The following is an 18,811-nucleotide window of genomic DNA, read 5'->3' on the forward strand; positions in this document are numbered from 1 at the left end:
GGCTCGGCGAGCGCTGTAACCCTTTGGAATACGGCGATAGACTAGGCTTCAAGCCGACATTCGGCCATTCCGTTTTTCCAGCTTTTTCGATAAGTAGATCTTATGGATTTTCGACAACTGCGCTATTTCGTCGCGGTGTATGAAGAAGGCCATGTGGGCAGGGCCGCCGAGCGCCTGTCGCTGTCCCAGCCGGCGTTGTCGCAGCAGATCCGCCAACTTGAACACAGCCTCGACCTGAGTCTGTTCGAGCGCAGCAACAAACGCCTGCTGCCGACCCTCGCCGCCCATACCTTGTACAACCACGCCCTGCCCTTGCTTGACGGCCTGCAGCGCGCCCATGAAGCGATGCGCAACTTCAAAGGCCAGTCTCTGCGTACGCTGGCCATCGGCGTACTGCAGACCGTGCGCCCGAGTTTGGTACCGCAATTGCTGGAGCGCGTGCGCCGGGCTCAACCGCACCTGGTGGTGCAGATCTATGAGTTGTCAGGGTTAGAAATCGAGCGGCGCCTGCTTAATGGCAGCCTGGATATCGGCATCAGCTACCTGCCGCCACGCCAACCGGGCTTGCATGGATTGCTGTTGTACGAAGATGAACTTCAATTGGTCATCCCCAATACCCACCCCTTGAAGGACTTCAAGAAAGTCTCGTTGCGCCAGGCGGCTGAGTTGCCGATGCTGATGCTCGGCGAAGAGTTCCAGATTCGGCAGATCTGGCAGGCGCAACTGGCCAGCCTGGGGCGCAGGCCGCAAGTGCAGGCGGAGATGAACAACATGGCGGGGATTCTCGACAGCCTGGCCCATACCGCCTTGGCAACCATCCTGCCCGGCCGGGCGAAGGATGCCACCGAAGATGACCAGGACTTGCTGTGGAAGCCTTTGAGCGAACCGAGGGTGCCGCTGAAGGTCGGCCTGGTGTTCCGCGATGCCCAGCGCCAGCAGGCCTCGGTGGAACTGCTGCGTACACTGCTGGAGGAAGAGACCGACGCCCGCCTGCCAGGCGTTTCGCCCTTGGACGTGCTTGGCTGAAAAACGAGCGGACAAAGAAAACCCCGCCGAAGCGGGGTTTTCCAGACTGTTTCCCTTGACATCCTTATCGCCCCGCCACCCTGGCAGGAAATCCTACGTTGTCCCTGTTCTGTCCATTGCGCATCCTGCGCTACGTCCATGGGGTGAAGATTAGCCCTGGATCCAATTTCAGAAAAGAGGAAAAAAGCCATCGCGTCGTGTAAGAAATCACTTACACAAAAGTCTCAAAAGACGACATGCTGTGGATTCGCACTCGAAAAAAAGCCCACTCCTACCTGGCCGTGGTGACCGTGTAGGAGCGGGCTTACATGGGCGATATCAGAACTGTGCGGCGTCGAGCAGGTATAACGTCTCGCTACCGGCTTTCACCGATGCCACCAGCGAATTCACGCGCGGCAGCAGACGGGCAAAGTAGAAGCGCGCGGTGCCAAGCTTGGCACCATAGAACGCCTCGTCGTCCTTGCCGGCCCGAGCAGCGCGCGCCATCAAAGCCCACATGTAGCCATAAGCCACGTAACCGAACGCTTGCAGGTACTCCACCGAGGCCGCACCGATCTCGTTGGGGTTGCCCTTGGCCTGCGCCAGTACCCATTCGGTCAACCCGTCCAGCTCGTCGAGCGCGGTGGCCAGTGGCTGGGTGAACTCATCCAGCTCGGCACCGGCGCTGGCAATGAACTGACGGATCTCATCGGAGAACAGGCGGTAGAACGCGCCGCCACTGCCGATCACCTTGCGTCCCATCAGGTCCAGGGCCTGGATGCCGTTGGTGCCTTCGTAGATCTGGGTGATTCGCACATCGCGGACCAGTTGCTCCTGCCCCCATTCGCGGATGTATCCGTGACCGCCGAACACCTGCTGGCCGTGAACGGTGCACTCAAGGCCCAGGTCGGTGAGGAAGGCCTTGGCCACGGGGGTCAGCAACGCTACCAACTCTTCGCTGCGCTTGCGCGTGGCGGCATCTTCGCTGTACTTGGCGCTGTCCAGTTGCAGGGCGACATAGGTGGAGAAGGCACGCCCGCCTTCGATCAGCGCCTTCATGGTCAGCAACATGCGACGCACGTCGGGGTGGACGATGATCGGATCGGCGGCCTTGTCCTTGGCCTGCGGGCCGGTCGGTGCCCGGCTCTGCAAGCGCTCGCGGGCATACTCGACAGCGTTCTGGTAGGAGCGCTCGGCCGACGCCAGGCCCTGGATGCCAACACCCAGGCGCTCGTAGTTCATCATGGTGAACATGGCCGCCAGGCCTTTGTTCGGCTCGCCCACCAAGTAACCGGTGGCGTCATCGAAGTTCATCACGCAGGTGGCCGAGGCCTGAATGCCCATCTTGTGCTCGATCGAGCCGCAGGTGACCGGATTTCGTGCCCCCAGGCTGCCATCTTCGTTGACCAGGAACTTAGGCACCAGGAACAGCGAGATGCCTTTGGGACCCGCCGGCGCATCCGGCAGCTTGGCCAGCACCAAATGGATGATGTTCTCAGTCAGGTCGTGTTCGCCGCCGGTGATGAAGATCTTGGTGCCGCTGACCTTGTAACTGCCGTCAGCCTGGGGCTCGGCTTTGGTACGGATGATTCCCAGGTCGGTACCGGCATGGGGCTCGGTCAGGCACATGGAGCCGGCCCAGACACCGGCGTACATGTTGGGCAGGTACTTTTCCTTCAGTGCCTCGCTGGCGTGGGCGTTGATCGACAGGCAGGCACCTGCGGTCAGCATCGGGTATAGGCCAAAGGCAAGGCTGGAGGCGTTGACCATCTCTTCGACCTGCGCCGAAATGGCTTTGGGCATGCCCATGCCGCCAAACAGCGGGTCACCGCCCACGCCCACCCAGCCGCCTTCGGCGTAGGTCTTGTAGGCCTCGATGAAGCCAGCCGGGGTGCGCACGGTGCCGTTGTCCCAATGGCAGCCTTCTTCGTCGCCGCTACGGCTTAGCCCAGCGATGGTCTTGCCGGTGACCTTGCCCGCCTCTTCCAGAACAGCCATGGCGGTATCCTGATCGACCGCCTCGGCCAGGGCCGGCAGTTGGGACCAGAGCTTGGCCACCTCGAAGACTTCATTCAGAACGAAACGCATGTCGCGCAGCGGCGCTTTGTACTCAGCCATGACAACCTCTCGCTATCAGGTCGGGGCGATCCCTCAGGATCGCGACACTAGGTTGGAGCCAGTGTAACCGAACAACTTTTACGAGACATAGGGTCATCATGCGACTGACAAGTCAGTTTCAGTCACCACGATCACGACGCCATGCGAACCGCCCCGCGCCGGGAATGCTGCCCGAAAACCATGACGCAGTTACGACCGGCTCCCTTGGCGCTGTAGAGCGCCTCGTCGGCGGACTTGAGCACCTCGTCCGGTGAACGATGATCCACCTGGCGTTCCGCAACCCCAATGCTGATGGTCACCGAGACCGTACTGCCCGCGCCGCCCGCGCGGCGCTGACGTCCGGTCGAATCGTCCTGTGGGCGGCTGTTCTGGTCACGCAGCTGGATCGCATAGTTGGCAATCATTTCCCGCACCGCTTCCAGGTGGGGCGTGCACTCCTCGACCGTCTTGCCGGCAAAGACCAGCGCGAACTCCTCGCCACCGTAGCGATAGGCGCGCCCACCCCCGGTCACGCGCCCCAAGCGACTGGCCACCAGACGCAACACCTGGTCACCGACATCGTGGCCATGGGTGTCGTTGAATTTCTTGAAGTGGTCCACATCGGTCATGGCGATCACGTAGTTGCGCCCCAGCCGCTGCATGCGCTCATTCAGAGCGCGGCGCCCCGGCAGGCCAGTCAGCTCATCTCGAAAGGCCATTTGATAGGCCTCGTGAGACACCGCCGCTGCGATCATCAGCATGACCTGACTGCACATGATGTTGAGGGTGAACGGCAGGATGAATGTTTTGGGCAGCATCCAGAAGATGCCGATCAGACCGATGATCTGCGCCGCATGCAAGGGCCGTGGCTGGCGCAGGTACTGCACCACCAAGAGCACGAACATCCCCAGGAACAGTGGATAGGCCAGCTGGATCAGGCTCATCCATTGACCATGCAGCGATGGCCAGCGAATCTCCGCCAACCAGCTCAGCAGTGCCTGGGGAAAACTCTGCTCCAACGCCACTGCCACGCTGCCGACGGCGAACAGCACGGCGAAGCGGGCGAGCAGGTCTTGGGCCAGGTGGGTGCGCTCCTGCCACGCCGCGAACAGCCCGAACAGGAGGGGCAACAGCAGGCAGACCAGATGGAACACGACCGCCGCATCCTCTCGGACCCGGCCGTTGTCGCGATAGAAATCGGTCTGCGTGTCGAGCAGGAAGTAGGCGATGTACACCGTGACCATCAAGAACAGCTCGCGCTGGCGACGGTACACGGCGCAATAGGCACCGCCGAGCAACAACACCAATGTCGGCAATACATTGAACAGGGAGGTGAAGAAGACGCTGAGGTCCCTCACATAAGCTGCCGCCAGCCCCGACAGCAACAGGAACAACGAAGGCAGGAAATGGCTCGCGCGTACAGCGGATAGACGAAACAAAAGGCAATCTCCGACCCGGCAGATCAATAATAGCATTGTGCCTCTAGTTCATCGGCAGCGCACATGAATAGATGAATACACGGAACGTTTAAACGATTGCTGGATGTGTGCTTGCAGCGCCAGGCAAAAAAAAAACCGCCTGCCGGTGAAGGCAGGCGGTTTTTCCTGGTTACCGCTTGGCTCAGCAGGACAGACCGAAGTCTTCTTCCTTCATGGCCATCAGGTTGCCCGCGCCGGACAGCATGGCCGCCACGTGCGCACGGGTACGCGGCAGGATACGCTGGAAGTAGAAGCGCGCGGTTTGCAGCTTGGCAGTGTAGAACGCCTCTTCGCTGGTGCCGGCGGCCAGCTTCTCGGCAGCCAGGCGGGCGATGTCGGCCCAGAAGTACGCCAGGCAGGCGTAGCCGGAATACATCAGGTAGTCCACCGAGGCAGCACCGACTTCTTCGCGGTCTTTCATCGCGGCCATGCCCACCTTCATGGTCAGCTCGCCCCACTCCTTGTTCAGCGCGGCCAGCGGCTCGACGAATTCCTTGACGGCTTCGTTGCCTTCCTGGGCCTGGCAGAACTTGTGCACGATCTTGGTGAAACCTTTGAGCGCCTCGCCCTGGGTCATCAGCACCTTACGACCGAGCAGGTCCAGGGCCTGGATACCGGTGGTGCCCTCGTACAGCATGGAGATGCGGCTGTCGCGTACGTTCTGCTCCATGCCCCACTCGGCGATGAAGCCATGGCCACCGTAGATCTGCACACCGTGGTTGGCAGCCTCGAAGCCAACCTCGGTCATGAAGGCCTTGGCGATCGGAGTCATGAAGGCCAGCAGGGCGTCGGCTTTCTTGCGCTCTTCCTCGTCCTGGCTGTACTTGACGATGTCCACTTGTTTGGCGGTGAAGTAGACCATGGCGCGGTTGCCTTCGGCGAAGGCCTTCATGGTCAGCAGCATGCGGCGCACGTCCGGGTGGACGATGATCGGGTCGGCTGCTTTGTCTGGCGCTTTCGGGCCGGTCAGCGAACGCATCTGCAGACGCTCGCGGGCATACTTAAGGCCACCCTGGAAAGCCACTTCGGCGTGGGCCAAGCCCTGCAGCGCGGTGCCCAGGCGGGCGGTGTTCATGAAGGTGAACATGCAGTTCAGGCCCTTGTTGGCAGGGCCGATCAGGAAGCCGGTGGCGCCGTCGAAGTTCATCACGCAGGTGGCATTGCCGTGAATACCCATCTTGTGCTCGATGGAGCCACAGCTCACGGCGTTGCGCTCGCCAACACCGCCTTCGGCGTTGGGCAGGAACTTCGGCACGATGAACAGCGAGATGCCCTTGGTGCCCGCCGGGGCATCGGGCAGGCGGGCCAGGACGATATGGACGATGTTGTCGGCCATGTCGTGCTCGCCAGCGGAAATGAAGATCTTGGTGCCGGACACCTTGTAGGTACCATCCGCCTGGGGCTCGGCCTTGGTGCGCAGCATGCCCAGGTCAGTACCGCAGTGCGGCTCGGTCAGGCACATGGTGCCGGTCCACTCACCGGTCACCAGCTTGGTCAGGTAGGTGTGCTGCTGCTCGGCGGTGCCGTGGGCAGACAGGGTGTTCATGGCGCCGTGGGACAGGCCTGGGTACATGCCCCAGGACCAGTTGGACTCACCGACCATTTCGCTGATGGCAAGGCCCAGGGACTCAGGCAGACCTTGGCCGCCATGTTCCACGTCATGCGCAAGGCTCGGCCAGCCGCCTTCGACGAACTGCTGGTAGGCCTCCTTGAAACCGGTCGGGGTCTTAACGCCCGACTCGCTCCAGGTGCAGCCTTCCAGGTCACCGACACGGTTCAGGGGCGCCAGCACCTGCTCACAGAACTTCGCGCCTTCCTCGAGGATCGCGTCGACCATGTCCGGCGTGGCGTCCTGGCAACCCGGCAGGCTCTGATAATGCGCCTCGTAGCCGAGCAGCTCGTCACGGACGAAGCGAATATCACGCAAGGGGGCTTTGTAATCAGGCATAGCGATGAACCTCTGTGATGAGTCCAGTGGAGAGACCGCAGGTACCAACCAGCTCTTGGCGGCTTTCGGTCAAACAGTTGTTTGAAACTTACGTTTAGCCCCGCCCAATGTCAAGGATGGACTATGGTGCCATTTACGCCGCGAAACACGACATAAACGCCATAAGCGCCGAAGCGACCCTGGATGCCGCAGCCTGTTCGCAGGTTTAACCGCGAATAGGACGACACAGACAACGGAGCCGTCTGGTTGAGGTCAGAAAATCAGCGGATAGAACCGCCGCTCTACAAGGAGTCTAGGCGGTGGATGGGGGTTGGATCAGACGTAAGTATCGATGAACCGGCCAAGCATCTCGTCCGAGGCTTTGGCGACTTTCACGCCCAATGCGACTTCATGCTTGCCCAGCGCCAACTCGACGGTGCTGGTGGCCAGGTCCATCTGCTGGCTGCGATCGACCGCTCGCAGGCGTTCGGCCTGATAGTCGCTGGACTGGCTGGTGGCGGCACGCTCGACGGTGCTGCTGGCGATTTGACTGGCGGCTTGGTCGACTCGGTTCTGCCCGGCCTGGATGGCGCCAAGGCCAGCGTAATAGGCAGTGCTACCGGTGATTTCCATGTCAGGACTCCAAAGACGCAGGATGCGAGGTCAGGCTTATTAAAGCAGCCGAAAGCGTAAAAGGCCCGTTTAAATACCTAATAGCCTTGTGCCACTTAATAGGCAATGTTGAGCGCGTCAATCCAGAAGATCCAGGTGCAGGTGCTCCGCCACTGCCTCGGCTGTGGCCTGCTTGAGCTTCGGCACCCGTCCCAGGCAAGGCGCCGGCAATCGCTCGGCGAGGCTGGCGAGGTTTTCTTCCAGACGCGACGTCCGCGGGTCGATGATATTGGCCACCCATCCTGCCAGTGGCAGCCCATCACGGGCGATGGCTTCAGCGCTCAGCAAAGCGTGGTTGATGCAGCCCAGGCGCACGCCCACCACCAGGATCACCGGCAGCTTCAAGGCGATAGCCAGGTCCGACAGATGGGCATGGGCGGACAACGGCACCCGCCAGCCCCCTGCCCCCTCCACCAGTGTGAAGTCGGCCCCTTGGGCCAGTACATGCTGCATGGCCTGCAGCAGCACCGGTACGTCCAGGCTGACCCCTGCCTCACGGGCCGCCACATGCGGAGCGATGGCCGGCTCGAATGCGAATGGATTGACCTGCTCGTAGGGCAGCTTCACCGAGCTTTCGGCGATCAAGGCCAAGGCGTCGGCGTTGCGCAGGCCCTTGGCGCCTGGCGTGCAGCCGGATGCCACCGGTTTGGCGCCCAGGGTGCTCAAGCCCTCCAACCGCGCCGCATGCAGCAGCCCGGCCGCGATGGTGGTCTTGCCGACATCGGTGTCGGTGCCCGCGATGAAATAGGCCTGGCTCATGTCACGCCTCGTCTGCCAAGGGTTTGCGCAGTACGCCATAGACCACCTGGTAGGTGGCCGGCAGGCCCTCGGGCTGGCGGAAGCGTTCATAGGCCTGCAACAGGCCCTGCATCCGCGCCCGCCCGGTCAGGCCCGAAGGCCGTCCAGGGTTGAGATTGTGCGCCCCCAGGGCCTTGAGCTCGTGGGTCAGGCTGCGCACGTCTGGGTAATGCAGGACATGCGGGCGACGCTCCAGGCCAAGCACCTGCAGGCCACTCTGGCCACACAGCCGCTGATAGTCCTCCAAGCGTCGGAAACGATTGACGTGGACCAGGCCGTCCACCGCCTGCCAACTGGCACGCAGCTCATCGAGGGTGCCGACGCACAGGCTGCTGAATGCCAGCACCCCGCCCGGCCGCAGCACACGGCGGGCTTCGCTCAGCACGCTGCCGAACTGGTCGCACCATTGCACCGCCAAGCTGGAGAACACCAGGTCGACACTGTCATCGCGCAACGGCAGCCGCTCGGCATCGCCCGCCACATGATGATGCGCCCCGCCCTGTTCACGGGCATGGCGCAACATGCCTTCGGCGATGTCCACTGCCACACCCGTCGCAGCGCTGAAGCGCTCGGCCAGGGCGCGGCTGAAATGCCCCGTGCCGCTGCCCAGGTCAAGCCAGCGCTCAGGCTGCAGGTCAGCAGGGAGCTGGCCGAGCAGCGCCAGGCCCACCGCCCGTTGCAGGGCCGCCACGCTGTCGTAGCTGGCTGCAGCGCGGGAGAACGAGGCCGCCACCTGGCGCTTGTCCGGCAGAGTGCCGGGCAGGGTCGGACGGGAAAGGTCAGTCATCACCACTCTCATGCAGGAAACTCTTGATACCCGCCGCCAGCTCCTGTGGATACTCCAGCAGGAAGGCGTGGGAACTGTCTTCGACCAGGCCGACTTCCACATCCGGCAACAACTCGCTCAAGGCCTTGGCTGCCTCCGCCGGCACCAGCGCATCGCTGCCGGCAAACAGATGCAATTGCGGCCCGCCGTACTGCTCCAGGGCATTGCGGGTGTCCAGCTTGGCCAGCACTTCCAGCCCTGTGGCCAGGTAGAGCGGATCGGTGTCCGGCACGCCGACACCCAACTGGCGCAGTAGCGTGCGCGGCATTTGCGCGCCATCGCTGCACAAGCTGCGAAAACGCTTGAGGGTCACCTGCGGATGGCTGCGACAGCCGTCGAGGAACGTACCGAAGGTGTCCACTGCCATGCCATGGGGCCAATCAGCGCGCTGGACGAAGCTCGGGTTGCTGCCGAGCGTCACCAGACCACAGCAGTGATCGCCACGTGTGTGCGCCAGGGCACTGGCGAGCATGCCCCCGAACGACCAGCCGCCCAGCCAACTGTCGGTGGGCAGCTTGCGGTCCAGGTAATCGATCCAGGCTTGGACATCGGCATCGGCGAGCTCCGGCAGCGGCATCAGCTCGACCTGCAGACGTGAATCCTGGGCCCTGAGACTTGCAGCCAGCGGTTCAAGTGCAGCAGTGCCCAGACCCCAGCCGGGCAAGAGGATCAGTCGGTTACGCATCGGCGGACTCCAGCAGTGGGTAACACTCGGCCAATGCATTCAACAATAGCTGGACCTGCGCCTCGCTGTGGGCCGCGCTCAGGGTCACGCGCAGGCGTGCACTGCCGGCGGGGACGGTCGGTGGGCGGATCGCAGTCACCAGCAAGCCCCGCTCGCGCAGCATCCGGGACAACTGCAGGGCGCGTGCGCTGTCGCCGATCAGGATCGGCTGGATCGCGGTCGGGCTGTCCATCAGCGCCAGCCCGATCTGCTCGGTGCCCGCGCGGAACTGGCGGATCAATGCCGCCAGGTGCTCGCGGCGCCAGGTCTCGCGGCGCAGCAGCTCGAGGCTCTTGAGCGTGGCGCAGGCCAGCGCTGGCGGCTGGCTGGTGGTGTAGATATAGGGACGGGCGAACTGCACCAACGCCTCGATCAACTCCTCGCTGCCGGCCACGAAAGCACCAGCGGTGCCGCACGCCTTGCCCAGGGTACCAATCAACACCGGAACATCCTCAACGCCCAGGCCGAAATGCTCGACGATGCCGCCACCCTGGGCACCGAGCGTGCCCAGTCCATGGGCGTCATCGACCATCAGCCAGGCGTCATGAGTGCGGGCGGTCTTGGCCAGCGCAGGCAGGTCGGCCAGGTCGCCGTCCATGCTGAACACGCCATCGGTGACCACAAGCGTATTGCCGGTCGCCTTCTCCAGGCGGTTGGCCAGGCTCACGGGGTCGTTGTGCAGGTAACGGCTGAAACGCGCACCGCTGAGCAGTCCGCCATCGAGCAGCGAGGCATGATTGAGACGATCCTGCAGCACCGTGTCGCCTTGCCCCACCAAGGCGGTGATGGCGCCGAGGTTGGCCATGTAGCCGGTGGAAAACAGCAGCGCGCGTGGGCGCCCGGTCAGTTCGGCCAGGGCTTCTTCCACCTGGTGATGAGGCGTGCTGTGACCGACCACCAGATGCGAGGCACCTCCCCCCACTCCCCAGCGCTCGGCGCCTGCACGCCAGGCGGCGATCACTTCCGGGTGGTTGGCCAGCCCTAGGTAATCGTTGCTGCAAAAGGCCAAGAGCGGCTGGCCATCGACCACCACCTCCGGCCCTTGGGGGCTTTCGAGCAATGGCCGCTGCCGGTACAGATCCGCGGCGCGCCGTTCGGCCAGGCGCGCCGCCAGGTCGAACGCCATGTCAGGCCTGTGCTGCGTCGTAGAACAGCTCGTTGCTGCGTTGTTCGAGCAGTGCCTGCTCGATGGCCGCCTGGTGCACCTCATCGGCGTGCTCTTCGCGCGCTTCGGGCTGGATACCGAGACGGGCGAACAGTTGCATGTCCTTGTCAGCTTGCGGGTTGGCGGTGGTCAACAGCTTCTCGCCATAGAAGATCGAGTTGGCGCCAGCCATGAAGGCTAGGGCCTGCATCTGTTCGTTCATCTGCTCGCGGCCAGCGGAGAGACGCACGTGGGACTTGGGCATGAGGATGCGCGCTACCGCGAGCATGCGGATGAAATCGAACGGGTCGACGTCTTCCTCTTCGGCCAGCGGTGTACCAGCGACCTTGACCAGCATGTTGATCGGTACCGACTCCGGATGCTCCGGCAGGTTGGCCAGCTGGATCAGCAGGCCGGCGCGGTCATCGAGCGACTCGCCCATGCCAAGGATGCCACCGGAGCAGATCTTCATCCCCGCATCGCGCACATAGGCCAAGGTCTGCAGACGCTCGGCATAGGTGCGGGTGGTAATGATGCTGCCGTAGAACTCCGGCGAGGTATCCAGGTTGTGGTTGTAGTAGTCCAGGCCGGCGTCGGCCAGGGCTTTGGTCTGCTCTTGATCGAGCTTGCCGAGGGTCATGCAGGTTTCCAGCCCCATGGCCTTGACGCCTTTGACCATCTCCAGGACGTAGGGCATGTCCTTGGCCGACGGGTGCTTCCAGGCAGCGCCCATGCAGAAGCGGGTGGAGCCGATGGCCTTGGCCCGAGCGGCTTCTTCCAACACCTTCTGCACTTCCATCAGCTTCTGTTTTTCCAGGCCGGTGTTGTAGTGGCCGGACTGCGGACAATATTTGCAATCTTCCGGGCAGGCGCCGGTCTTGATCGACAGCAGCGTGGAAACCTGCAAGCGGTTTGGGTCGAAGTGCGCGCGATGCACGGTCTGCGCCTGGAACAGCAGGTCGTTGAACGGCTGCTGGAACAGGGCCTTGACCTCGGCCAGGGACCAGTCGTGACGTGTTGTTGCAGTTGTGCTGGCGCTCATCGGTGTTTCCTTGTTTAGGCTCTTGCTGGCGCCGGGACAGGAAAGCCCGCCAGCGCATCACGGATAGCTCGCATACTCATGGAAGGCCCATGCACTGTCAACCACTCGCAAAACACTTGGTTTACAAGTGTATAAATATTAGCCAGCACTGTTTGCTCTGTGACGAGCCCGCCGACCAGGCCTATCCCCTGTGCACCGAATGCGAGCACGCACTGCCCTGGCTGGACGATCACTGCATCCGATGCGCCCTACCCCTGCCGATGGCCGGTTTGACCTGCGGCCATTGCAGCCGCTATAGGCCGGCCTTCGACCACGTCGTGGCGCCCTGGTACTTCGGATTTCCCATCGACACGCTGGTGAGCCGTTTCAAGCATCACAGCCAGTGGCCGCTTGGCCGATTGATGGCCCGTTTGCTGGGCCAGACGCTGTCGCATCGCTTCGCCGAGGGGCTGGCAAAACCTGACCAGTTGTTACCCGTACCCCTGGCTGCTCGTTGACTGCGCCGACGAGGGTTCAACCAGGCTGCCTTGCTGGCACGGTGGTTATCCGCGCAAGTGAACATCCCGTGCAACGAGCAATTGCTGCGCCGGCCCCGCGACACTCCTGCCCAACAGACCCTCGGCGCCAAGGCCCGGCAGCGCAACCTGCGCCAGGCGTTCGGGCTCGCACCCGATGCCCGGCTCGATGGCCTTCACCTGGCCATCATCGATGACGTATTGACCACTGGCGCCACCGCCCAGGCCATCGCCACACTGCTGCGCAAAGCCGGTGCCCGGCGGGTCGACGTGTATTGCCTGGCGCGCACGCCCAAACCAGGGCAGGAGTGAGTGGTACTGGCACCATCGCAGGGAGGACACCTTGTCTTGACTTGCCAACAGGCCACCGGCACCGTCACAGCATCTTCACCGAGACCGACCTCCGTCATGTCACTACCTGCCCTGCTCACCCAGCACATCGCCCGTCGTCCTCAGCGCATCGCCTTGCTGCAACATGTTGCCGAACAAGGTTCGATCACTCGCGCTGCCAAGGCGGCCGGCATCAGCTACAAAGCTGCCTGGGACGCCATCGATGAGCTCAACAACCTGGCCACCCAACCCTTGGTGGAGCGCAGCACGGGCGGACGTGGGGGTGGCGGTGCGTGTCTGTCGGCCGAAGGCGAGCGGGTGTTGCGCCTGTATCAACGTTTGCAAACCCTGCAGGCCCAGTTGCTGGACGCCGCCGAAGAAAGCAGTGACCTCGATCTGCTCGGCCGCCTGATGCTGCGCACCAGTGCCCGCAACCAGCTGCAAGGACGCATCAGCGGGTTGCGCCGCGAAGGGCGGCACGACCGGGTCAGCCTCGATCTTGGCGGCGGGTTACAGATCGAGGCGCTGATCACCCGAGGCAGCACCGAGCGTCTGGAGCTGACGCTCGATACCACCGTGGTCGCGCTGCTCAAGGCCGGCTGGGTGCAGTTGCTCCTCGAGGGCGATCACGTCGAAGCGGGCAGCAATTGCCTTATGGCCACCGTCGAACAGGTACTGACCGATGAAGACGGGCCCAGCGAAGTGCGGCTGGTGCTGGGTAACGGGCAGACCCTGTGCGCCTTTGCCGATGAGCACTGGCTTACACAGCATGAGCTGGATGCCGGTAGCCAAGTGCGTGTGCAGTTTCATCCCTCTTATGTATTGCTGGGGGTTCCGGTGTAACAGGGCCAGGGCAGCCTCTGGTCAACCTGCGCTACCATGGCACCTTATCCTGCCGCCGTGCCCGGAGCCTTCATGTCCCACCCCTTCGACACCCTCACCCCCGACCTGGTCCTGGACGCCGTGGAAAGCCTGGGCTTTCTCAGCGATGCCCGGGTGCTGGCCCTCAACAGCTACGAGAACCGGGTCTACCAAGTGGGCATCGAAGGCGCGCAACCGCTGATCGCCAAGTTCTACCGCCCCGGACGCTGGACGGACGATGCGATCCTCGAGGAACACCGCTTCAGCGCCGAGCTGGCCGAATGCGACGTACCGGTGGTAGCTCCCCTGCTGCACGAAGGCCGCAGCCTGTTCGAACACCAGGGCTTTCGTTTCACGCTGTTTCCTCGCCGAGGCGGCCACGCACCGGAGCCGGGCAACCTCGATCAGCTCTACCGCCTGGGCCAACTGCTCGGACGCCTGCACGCGGTCGGCGCTGCCCGCCCCTTCGAGCACCGCGAAACGCTGGCGGTGGATAACTTCGGTCATGCCTCGCTGAACACCTTGCTCGAAGGTAACTTCGTACCCAACGAACTGCGACCGGCTTTCGAATCCGTTGCCCGGGACCTGCTGCAACGGGTCGAACGCCTCTACGCCCGCACCCCGCATGAAATGATTCGCCTGCACGGCGACTGCCACCCAGGCAACCTGATGTTCCGCGATGAGGCCTTCCATATCGTCGACCTGGATGACTGCCGCATGGGGCCTGCGGTCCAGGACCTGTGGATGATGCTCGCCGGCAGCCGCGAGGAGCGCATGGGCCAGTTGGCGGAGCTGATCGACGGCTACAACGAATTCCACGACTTCGACCCGCGCCAACTGGCCTTGATCGAACCGCTGCGTGCCCTGCGCCAGCTGCACTACAGCGCCTGGCTAGCCCGGCGCTGGGACGACCCGGCATTCCCGCCGAGCTTCCCCTGGTTCGGCCAGCCGCGCTACTGGGGCGATCAGATCCTCGCCCTGCGCGAACAGATCGCAGCGCTGGATGAAGAACCGCTGAAATTGTTTTAGAAGCGACAGGTGGTCTGTCTACAATAGGCGTGCAGTATTTAGTTACCTAAGCAAGGACTCTCCATGCACGCCGCCAACCCGCGCCGCGGGTACATCCTGGGCCTGAGCGCCTACATCATCTGGGGCCTGTTCCCCCTGTACTTCAAAGCCATCCAGAGCGTCCCGGCGGTGGAAATCATCGTCCACCGCGTACTCTGGTCGGCGCTGTTCGGCTCGCTCCTGCTGCTGGTCTGGAAGCACCCGGGCTGGTGGCGCGAACTGCGTGAAAACCCGCGCCGCCTGGGCATCCTGGCCCTGAGCGGGGCGTTGATCGCCGGCAACTGGCTGACCTATGTGTGGTCGGTGAACAACGGACGCATGCTCGAAGCCAGCCTGGGTTACTACATCAACCCCTTGGTGAACGTCCTGCTGGGCATGTTGTTGCTCGGCGAGCGCCTGCGTCGCCTGCAATGGCTGGCAGTGGGCCTGGCGGCGGTGGGTGTGGCCCAGCAAGTGTGGCAAGTCGGCAGCCTGCCGTGGGTGTCGCTGGTGCTGGCGTTGTCGTTCGGCTTCTATGGCCTGATCCGCAAACAGGCACCGGTCGCAGCCCTGCCTGGCCTGGTGGTGGAAACCTGGATGCTGGTCCCCCTGGCCGCCGGTTGGCTGCTCCTCAATCCAGAGGCGACCAGCGCCCATGCCAGCTTCTACACCAGCAGCGAAGCCCTCTGGCTGATGGCAGCCGGGCCGGTCACCCTGGTTCCGCTGGTGTGCTTCAACGCCGCCGCACGTCACCTGCCCTACACCACCCTGGGCTTCCTGCAGTACCTGGCGCCGACTCTGGTTCTGCTGCAGGCGGTACTGCTGTTCGGTGAACACCTGTCGTCCAGCACCCTGCTGGCGTTCGTCTTCATCTGGGCAGGCCTGGCCCTTTACAGCGTGGATGCCTGGCTGAGCCTGCGCAAACGCGCCTGATCAAAAAACGAACAACCCGCTGCAAGCCACGTACGACGTGGCCTGCAGCGATGTCTCCAAAGGTTATCCACACCCTCGTCCCCGCGCTTTGTGCACAACGCACTGAAACCTGGACATTTTTTGCTCAAAGCGCCGGAAGCCCTGACAAGCCTGGGCTACAGCGGTGCACCCCCAGGTTATCCACAGCGCCGCCCCCACGAATCTGGGATAACCCTTCCACGGGATTACCCGCCAGCATTCACTCTTCGGGCCGCAACTTCAGCTCGACCATCAGATCATCCGCCAGGCTCTCCAGCCGCCGTTGCAGGTCATCCAGGGATAACGTCAGCGGCAGCGCCAACAATGCATCGGCACAAAACAGCGGCTCGCTGCTCATCGGCGCCGGGCGCACCTCGGTCGTGAAGCGCTCCAGATTCACGCCCTGCTCGGCCAGCAACCGGGTGATATCGCGCACGATCCCGGGCCGGTCGTTGCCCACCAGCTCCATGGCGATCGGTTTCCAGGTGCAGGAAGGCTCGATACCGCTCTCGGCGATCAGCACGCGAATGTCGTGGCTGGAAAGCTTTTGCAGGGCCTCCACCAAGTCGTCATAGGACTCGGCCGGCACCGCCACACGCAAGATCCCGGCAAACTGCCCGGCCATCCGCGACATGCGACTCTCCAGCCAGTTACCGTTATGCTCGGCGATGCATTGAGCGATACGCTCGACCTGCCCGGCTTTATCGGGGGCGATCACTGTCAGTACGAGATGGTCCACGGGGCCGCTCCTGAGCTCTGCTGTTAGGTCTAGGACACCGCTGCACGCGGCGAAATACGGGGGCATCGCCTCAGTATAGGCAAGGCGCGGCAACCTGCCGCAGGGCGGTTCGCACAACGAATCGTGTACTGTTTCAAGATTTATCTGGAACAATCCACCTGTTTTTTGCGAACATATCCTCTCCCAGCGTGACCATACGCGACCGATTGGTCGCACAACGACGCTTTTAGTCTGATGTTCACCAGCCTACTGCCTCATGTAGTATGCCTCGGTGCGGACTACAAAACGTCGTTTGGATGTCTGCCAAGGCGCCTGTGAAAATACGCAACCCGCCCGCCAGCCCGTCTGGCGAGCCGCACCCAGCCGCGCTCAGACGAGGGCAAGTACTGGTGCCGTGTTTAGAGAAGCGCTACAGGCTTAATACAGAAGAGCGAAATAGCTGAGCAGAGTGAGGCAAGCAATGACTGGATACGTTCAAGTCGGTGGCCTTCAGGTCGCCAAGGTCCTGTACGACTTCGTCAACGACGAAGCCATTCCAGGGACCGGCATCGTCGCCGAGCAGTTCTGGGCCGGTGCGGAAAAGATCATCAATGACCTCGCTCCAAAGAACAAAGCCCTGCTCGCCAAGCGCGACGAACTGCAAGCCAAGATCGATGCCTGGCACCAGGCACGCAAAGGCCAGGCCCATGACGCCGTGGCCTACAAGAGCTTCCTCCAGGAAATCGGCTACCTGCTGCCACAAGCCGACGATTTCCAGGCCACCACCGAGAACGTGGACGAAGAAATCGCCCACATGGCCGGCCCACAGCTGGTCGTGCCGGTAATGAATGCCCGCTTCGCCCTCAACGCCGCCAACGCTCGTTGGGGTTCGTTGTACGACGCGCTCTATGGCACCGACGCCATCAGCGACGAAGGCGGTGCCGAGAAAGGCCAAGGCTACAACCCGGTCCGCGGCAACAAGGTCATTGCCTTCGGTCGCGCCTTCCTCGACGAAGCCGCGCCCCTGGCGGCCGGCTCCCACGTCGACTCCACCGGCTATCGCATCGACGGTGGCAAGCTGATCGTCGCCCTCAAGGGCGGCAGCAACAGCGGCCTACGCGATGACGCTCAGCTGATCGGTTTCCGTGGTGATGCCAGCGCCCCGACCGCCATCTTGCTCAAGCACAACGGCCTGCACTTCGAAATCCAGTTCGATGCCAGCACCCCGGTCGGCAGCACCGACGCAGCCGGCGTGAAGGACATCCTGATGGAATCGGCTCTGACCACCATCATGGACTGCGAAGACTCCGTCGCCGCGGTCGATGCCGACGACAAGGTCGTGGTCTATCGCAACTGGCTGGGCCTGATGAAAGGCGACCTGTCCGAAAGCGTGACCAAAGGCGGCAAGACCTTCACCCGCACCATGAACCCTGACCGTGAGTACACCGCAGCCGCCGGTGGCACCGTCACCCTGCACGGTCGTTCGCTGCTGTTCGTGCGCAACGTCGGTCACTTGATGACCAACCCTGCGATCCTCGACGCCCAAGGCAACGAGATTCCCGAAGGTATCCAGGACGGTCTGTTCACCAACCTGATCGCCCTGCACAACCTCAAGGGCAATACCACCCGCAAGAACACCCGCACCGGCAGCGTCTACATCGTCAAGCCGAAGATGCACGGTCCGGAGGAAGTGGCCTTCGCCGCCGAGATCTTCAGCCGCGTCGAAGACCTGCTGGGCATGAAGCGCAACACCGTCAAAGTCGGCATCATGGACGAGGAGCGCCGTACCACGGTCAACCTCAAATCCTGCATCAAGGCTGCCGCCGAGCGTGTGGTATTCATCAACACCGGCTTCCTCGACCGTACCGGTGATGAAATCCACACCTCCATGGAAGCCGGTGCCGTGGTGCGCAAAGGCGCCATGAAGAACGAGAAGTGGATCGGCGCCTACGAAAACAACAACGTCGACATCGGCTTGGCCACCGGTTTGCAAGGTCGCGCCCAGATCGGCAAGGGCATGTGGGCCATGCCGGACCTGATGGCCGCCATGCTTGAGCAGAAGATCGCTCACCCACTGGCCGGCGCCAACACCGCCTGGGTACCGTCGCCGACCGCCGCCACCCTGCACGCCCTGCACTACCACAAGGTCAACGTGCAGGAGCGTCAGCGCGAGCTGGCCAAGCGCACACCGGCTTCGGTGGACGACATCCTGACCATTCCGCTGGCGACCGACACCAACTGGTCGGAAGAAGAAATCCGCAACGAGCTGGACAACAATGCCCAGGGCATCCTGGGTTACGTGGTCCGCTGGATCGACCAGGGCGTAGGCTGCTCCAAGGTGCCGGACATCAACGATGTCGGTCTGATGGAAGACCGCGCCACCCTGCGTATCTCCGCCCAGCTGCTGGCCAACTGGCTGCGCCATGGCATCGTCAGCCAGGAGCAGATTCTGGAAAGCCTCAAGCGCATGGCGGCGGTGGTCGACAAGCAGAACGCCGGCGACGCCCTGTACCGCCCGATGGCACCGAACTTCGATGACAACATCGCGTTCCAGGCCGCTATCGAGCTGGTCATCGAAGGCGCCAAGCAGCCGAACGGCTACACCGAGCCAGTGCTGCACCGTCGTCGCCGCGAGTTCAAGGCACGCAACGGGCTGTAAAACCTTTTGGGGCCGCT

15 protein-coding genes and 1 pseudogene are annotated in these 18,811 nt (G+C 62.9%); 6 read left to right on the top strand and 10 right to left on the bottom strand.

Annotation, left to right across the window (positions count from 1 at the left end; all coding sequences use genetic code 11):
- The first annotated feature begins 102 nt into the window (after window positions 1–102).
- Window positions 103–1,026, top strand: a complete 924-nt coding sequence (locus R6G97_RS00325; RefSeq protein ID WP_043210345.1) for a LysR family transcriptional regulator — start codon at window positions 103–105, stop codon at window positions 1,024–1,026.
- Window positions 1,027–1,344: 318 nt separating this feature from the next.
- On the opposite strand, the gene R6G97_RS00330 is transcribed toward R6G97_RS00325, so the two are convergent.
- From R6G97_RS00330 to bioB, 9 genes are all read right to left on the bottom strand, one after another.
- Window positions 1,345–3,123: an acyl-CoA dehydrogenase C-terminal domain-containing protein gene (locus R6G97_RS00330; RefSeq protein WP_043210343.1), complete on the bottom strand. Its 1,779-nt coding sequence runs from the start codon at window positions 3,121–3,123 to the stop codon at window positions 1,345–1,347.
- Window positions 3,124–3,254: 131 nt separating this feature from the next.
- Window positions 3,255–4,541, bottom strand: coding sequence for a GGDEF domain-containing protein (locus R6G97_RS00335; protein WP_090346249.1), 1,287 nt, complete (start codon window positions 4,539–4,541; stop codon window positions 3,255–3,257).
- Between the two features lie 181 nt (window positions 4,542–4,722).
- Window positions 4,723–6,528, bottom strand: coding sequence for a phenylacyl-CoA dehydrogenase (locus R6G97_RS00340; RefSeq protein ID WP_043215854.1), 1,806 nt, complete (start codon window positions 6,526–6,528; stop codon window positions 4,723–4,725).
- A 315-nt stretch (window positions 6,529–6,843) separates the two neighbouring features.
- Window positions 6,844–7,140 (bottom strand): hypothetical protein, encoded by a 297-nt coding sequence (locus R6G97_RS00345; RefSeq protein WP_043215853.1) that lies wholly within the window; start codon window positions 7,138–7,140, stop codon window positions 6,844–6,846.
- Between the two features lie 117 nt (window positions 7,141–7,257).
- Window positions 7,258–7,938: a dethiobiotin synthase gene (bioD, locus tag R6G97_RS00350; protein WP_090346251.1), complete on the bottom strand. Its 681-nt coding sequence runs from the start codon at window positions 7,936–7,938 to the stop codon at window positions 7,258–7,260.
- A gap of 1 nt (window position 7,939) precedes the next feature.
- Window positions 7,940–8,764 carry a malonyl-ACP O-methyltransferase BioC gene (bioC, locus tag R6G97_RS00355; RefSeq protein ID WP_182941924.1) on the bottom strand — a complete coding sequence of 275 codons (825 nt, stop codon included), beginning with the start codon at window positions 8,762–8,764 and terminating at the stop codon, window positions 7,940–7,942.
- Window positions 8,757–9,488: an alpha/beta fold hydrolase gene (locus R6G97_RS00360; RefSeq protein WP_090346257.1), complete on the bottom strand. Its 732-nt coding sequence runs from the start codon at window positions 9,486–9,488 to the stop codon at window positions 8,757–8,759. Before R6G97_RS00360 ends, bioC begins: the two co-directional genes overlap by 8 nt.
- Window positions 9,481–10,653, bottom strand: coding sequence for an 8-amino-7-oxononanoate synthase (gene bioF / locus R6G97_RS00365; RefSeq protein WP_090346259.1), 1,173 nt, complete (start codon window positions 10,651–10,653; stop codon window positions 9,481–9,483). Before bioF ends, R6G97_RS00360 begins: the two co-directional genes overlap by 8 nt.
- A 1-nt stretch (window position 10,654) precedes the next feature.
- On the bottom strand, window positions 10,655–11,713 hold the full coding sequence (gene bioB / locus R6G97_RS00370; protein WP_317847681.1) for a biotin synthase BioB: 1,059 nt from the start codon (window positions 11,711–11,713) through the stop codon (window positions 10,655–10,657).
- An 89-nt stretch (window positions 11,714–11,802) separates the two neighbouring features.
- Here bioB and R6G97_RS00375 point away from each other — a divergent pair.
- The 4 genes and pseudogenes from R6G97_RS00375 (at window position 11,803) to rarD (ending at window position 15,399) form a co-directional block, all read left to right on the top strand.
- Window positions 11,803–12,540, top strand: a pseudogene (locus R6G97_RS00375) (double zinc ribbon domain-containing protein).
- Window positions 12,541–12,636: 96 nt separating this feature from the next.
- Window positions 12,637–13,401 (top strand): TOBE domain-containing protein, encoded by a 765-nt coding sequence (locus tag R6G97_RS00380; RefSeq protein ID WP_317847682.1) that lies wholly within the window; start codon window positions 12,637–12,639, stop codon window positions 13,399–13,401.
- 72 nt (window positions 13,402–13,473) lie between these two features.
- Window positions 13,474–14,448: a serine/threonine protein kinase gene (locus tag R6G97_RS00385; RefSeq protein WP_102081057.1), complete on the top strand. Its 975-nt coding sequence runs from the start codon at window positions 13,474–13,476 to the stop codon at window positions 14,446–14,448.
- A gap of 63 nt (window positions 14,449–14,511) precedes the next feature.
- Window positions 14,512–15,399, top strand: coding sequence for an EamA family transporter RarD (rarD, locus tag R6G97_RS00390; RefSeq protein ID WP_090346268.1), 888 nt, complete (start codon window positions 14,512–14,514; stop codon window positions 15,397–15,399).
- Between the two features lie 238 nt (window positions 15,400–15,637).
- Here the strand turns inward: rarD and R6G97_RS00395 are convergent, their stop codons facing one another.
- On the bottom strand, window positions 15,638–16,156 hold the full coding sequence (locus tag R6G97_RS00395) for a glycine cleavage system protein R (RefSeq protein WP_043212645.1): 519 nt from the start codon (window positions 16,154–16,156) through the stop codon (window positions 15,638–15,640).
- 460 nt (window positions 16,157–16,616) lie between these two features.
- Here R6G97_RS00395 and R6G97_RS00400 point away from each other — a divergent pair, with 460 nt between their 5' ends.
- Window positions 16,617–18,794, top strand: a complete 2,178-nt coding sequence (locus R6G97_RS00400; RefSeq protein WP_090346271.1) for a malate synthase G — start codon at window positions 16,617–16,619, stop codon at window positions 18,792–18,794.
- Window positions 18,795–18,811 lie beyond the last annotated feature (17 nt).

The organism is Pseudomonas sp. HTZ2 (genome assembly GCF_033173945.1).
Classification (GTDB): domain Bacteria; phylum Pseudomonadota; class Gammaproteobacteria; order Pseudomonadales; family Pseudomonadaceae; genus Aquipseudomonas; species Aquipseudomonas guariconensis.